The organism is Mucilaginibacter sp. (assembly GCF_036383575.1).
Classification (GTDB): Bacteria; Bacteroidota; Bacteroidia; order Sphingobacteriales; family Sphingobacteriaceae; genus Mucilaginibacter.
In genome coordinates this window covers 1-3453 of record NZ_DASVOB010000646.1, presented here as the reverse complement: position 1 = coordinate 3453, position 3453 = coordinate 1, and the positions used below count along the sequence as shown (strand labels likewise).

Below are 3453 nucleotides of genomic sequence, written 5' to 3'. Positions count from 1 at the left end.
CTCCCGAAGATGAAAAGTGCATCACAAACAAAAAAAGATGAGTTTAAACGTAATTAAAAAAGTTATTGATCTGGGCGACGGACGCACCATTGAGATCGAAACAGGTAAACTGGCCAAACAAGCGGATGGCTCGGTAGTAGTGAAAATGGGTGATACCATGTTGCTGGCTACTGTAGTATCATCGCCTGAGGCTAAAGAAGGCGTTGACTTCTTGCCGTTATCTGTTGACTACCAGGAAAAATATGCTGCCACAGGCCGTATCCCAGGTGGTTTTTTACGCCGCGAGGCCCGTTTATCAGACTATGAGGTATTGATCTCTCGTTTGGTTGACCGTGCTTTGCGTCCATTATTCCCTGATGATTATCATGCTGACACACAAGTGATGATCTCTTTGATATCTGCTGATAAAGATATTATGCCTGATGCATTGGCCGGTTTGGCAGCATCTGCAGCTTTATCTGTATCTAACATCCCTTTTAACGGTCCTATCTCTGAAGTACGTGTTGCTAAAATTGATGGTCAGTTAGTAATTAACCCTACTTTAAGCCAGCTTGCAAACGCTACTTTAGAATTTATTGTAGCAGGTAGCGAGCATGATATTAACATGGTTGAAGGCGAATCAAAAGAAATTCAGGAAGCTGAATTGGTTGAAGCTATCAAATTTGCCCATGCTGCTATCAAAGTTCAGTGTTTAGCTCAAAAAGAACTGACCATTGAAGTTGGTAAAACAGAAAAACGTGTTTACAGCCATGAGCACAGCAACGAGGATTTGAAAAAAGCCATCTACGCTGCTACTTATGACCAGGTTTACGCCATTGCTTCTGCTGCATCAGCAAAAGAAGAGCGTGGTGCTAAATTTAAAGAAGTACGTGACGCATACATCGAAACTTTAGGTGAGATCGACGATATCACTAAAGGCCTTGCTAAAAAATACTACCACGATGTCGAGTATGATGCTATCCGTAACCTTGTATTAGATGAAGGCAAACGTTTAGACGGTCGTACCACTACCCAGATCCGCCCGATATGGAGCGAAGTTGGTTATTTGCCATCTGCTCACGGTTCGGCGGTATTTACCCGTGGCGAAACTCAATCATTAACTACCGTTACCTTAGGCGCTAAGGATGACGAGCAAATGATTGACGGTGCTTTCATTAACGGATACCAAAAATTCCTGTTACACTACAATTTCCCTGGTTTCTCAACTGGTGAGGTTAGGCCTAACAGGGGTGCTGGTCGTCGCGAAATTGGTCATGGTAACCTGGCTATGCGTTCATTGAAACAAGTATTGCCATCTGAAGATGAAAACCCTTACACTATCCGTATCGTTTCTGATATTTTGGAATCAAATGGGTCGTCATCAATGGCTACAGTTTGTGCCGGTACATTGGCACTGATGGATGCAGGTATCAAAATTAAAGAACCTGTATCAGGTATTGCCATGGGCTTGATCACCAACGAAATGGGTACTAAATATGCTATCCTTTCTGATATCCTTGGTGACGAAGATCACCTGGGCGATATGGACTTTAAAGTAACCGGTACTAAAAACGGTATTGTTGCTGTACAAATGGACTTGAAGATCAATGGCCTTTCATACGAAGTATTAACCAATGCTTTGAATCAGGCTAAAGATGGTCGTTTACATATCCTTGGCGAAATGGCTAAAACCATTACCGAGGCTCGTGCTGACTACAAACCACACGCTCCGCGTATTGTTACCATTAAAATTGATAAAGAATTTATTGGTGCAGTTATCGGGCCCGGTGGTAAAATCATCCAGGAAATGCAACGCGAAACAGGCGCAACCATTTCTATCGAAGAAAAAGATAACCAGGGTATTGTTCAGATTTTTGCCGATAACAAGGCTTCTATCGATGCTGCTTTAGGACGTATTCGCGCCATTGCTTCAAAACCTGAAGTTGGCGAAATTTACGAAGGTAAAGTAAAATCGATCATGCCTTTCGGTGCATTTGTTGAGATCATGCCGGGTAAAGATGGTTTGCTGCACATATCTGAAATTGATCACCGCCGTATCGAAACTATGGATGGTATCTTCCAGATTGGTGACGAAGTAAGGGTAAAATTGCTTGACGTAGATAAACAAGGTAAACTTAAGTTATCGCGTAAGGTTTTATTGCCGAAACCGGAGCCAAAACAAAGTAACTAAGCAATTTTTTATAGTAACAAAACCCTCTTTATGAGGGTTTTGTTATTTTGTTTCAATTTTTTTTATTTTTTTAAAACAAAAAGCGGATGTTTAAACTTATTAACTGTTAATGCGTAGTTGATAAAACCATAACTCCGATCCTGTTTGATAAAAAAATGACCCCTGCTACTAACGATCCTTTAGACTTCCTGAGCAAGAATTCGGCTGGAATGCAGACGGGTACACAAACTGATTTGGTTCAGCAGTTACTGTATGAAATAATCAGGGTGAAGGAAATTATCATTTATTACGACTCCATCCCAAATGGAGGCGGTCAGCTGGGTTCATCTATCCTTAATGAACTTGTTTCAGAAGCCTATCAGTCGCTGGTTAATTATGATACCGTGCTGATGAGAAAATATTATGATCTGTTATTGAATTGCGATTAGTCTGAAGCAAAATAGGTATGTCATTGCGAGGTACGAAGCAATCGCATACTATACAGAGCCGATTTGCGTCCGTGCGATTGCTTCCTTCCTTATAATGACGTGATTATAAGTTATTGATTATCAATGGTATTTTTTTTTAACACGTCATCGCATTTTTTTTCAGGATTTCCCTGATGGTTACTCGCAATGACATATTGATACGTTTACTGACTAAACAAACCTACAGCAACAATATATCAATCTGGTGTGCATGCACCATGCCTACAATCGGCGACCATGCAAATACTGTAAATCTGCCATCTTGCGAAGCTACCAGCGCCAAAGCATCCTTTTGATCATAAACAAATTGTGCTGCCGCTAAATGCCTTGTACCACCGTTTTGCGCGGGGTGGATCACCCGGGTTGAGCAGCCTACTATTGGTTCGGTCACAACGATTTCTTCGATAGGTGAACTTTTTTCTGAGCGGCCTATTTTGGCACCGAAAGCCAGCAGCTCGTGTTTATCATTTATTAGCGTAGCGCCGTCTATCGAAGTTAATCCGCCGATGGTATCAACTGCACGGCGCATTTTTTCTTGCCATGAGGTGTGATAACGATCGATACCTTCGTGAATCATCAGATCGGTAAGACCTGAAAAGGGAGGATCGACAGGGTAGGAGATCGGAGTGATGATGGATTCGCGCCATTCTTCGCTTCCGGAGGGGACAACTAATAATATTCCGCCGCGTTTGTGGGCTTGCATGGAAGTAGCCAATTGAACTAATACGTTTACCGGATCATTCCATAGGGATGGCAAAGTAAAATCAAGCATGGCCGAAAGTACATTAGGACAATCAGAAATGCTGGAGCCGTGCT

The 3453-nt window shown here is 42.1% G+C and carries 2 protein-coding genes and 1 pseudogene; 2 read left to right on the top strand and 1 reads right to left on the bottom strand.

Features of this window, described 5'->3' with window-relative positions:
- The first annotated feature begins 37 nt into the window (after positions 1–37).
- Together pnp and VF500_RS22775 are read left to right on the top strand one after the other, a co-directional pair.
- Entirely contained in the window at positions 38–2170 is a 2133-nt protein-coding gene (pnp, locus tag VF500_RS22780) for a polyribonucleotide nucleotidyltransferase (RefSeq protein WP_330861878.1), read from the top strand.
- A gap of 155 nt (positions 2171–2325) precedes the next feature.
- Positions 2326–2598, top strand: coding sequence for a hypothetical protein (locus VF500_RS22775; protein WP_330861877.1), 273 nt, complete (start codon positions 2326–2328; stop codon positions 2596–2598).
- Between the two features lie 220 nt (positions 2599–2818).
- On the opposite strand, the pseudogene VF500_RS22770 reads toward VF500_RS22775, so the two are convergent.
- Positions 2819–3453: pseudogene (locus VF500_RS22770) on the bottom strand (hypothetical protein); the annotation flags it as partial.

Bases quoted from the DNA above. Each gene is read 5' to 3' on its own strand.
- pnp (WP_330861878.1), top strand. From the start codon at position 38: ATGAGTTTAAACGTAATTAAAAAAGTTATTGATCTGGGCGACGGACGC.
- VF500_RS22775 (WP_330861877.1), top strand. From the start codon at position 2,326: ATGACCCCTGCTACTAACGATCCTTTAGACTTCCTGAGCAAGAATTCG.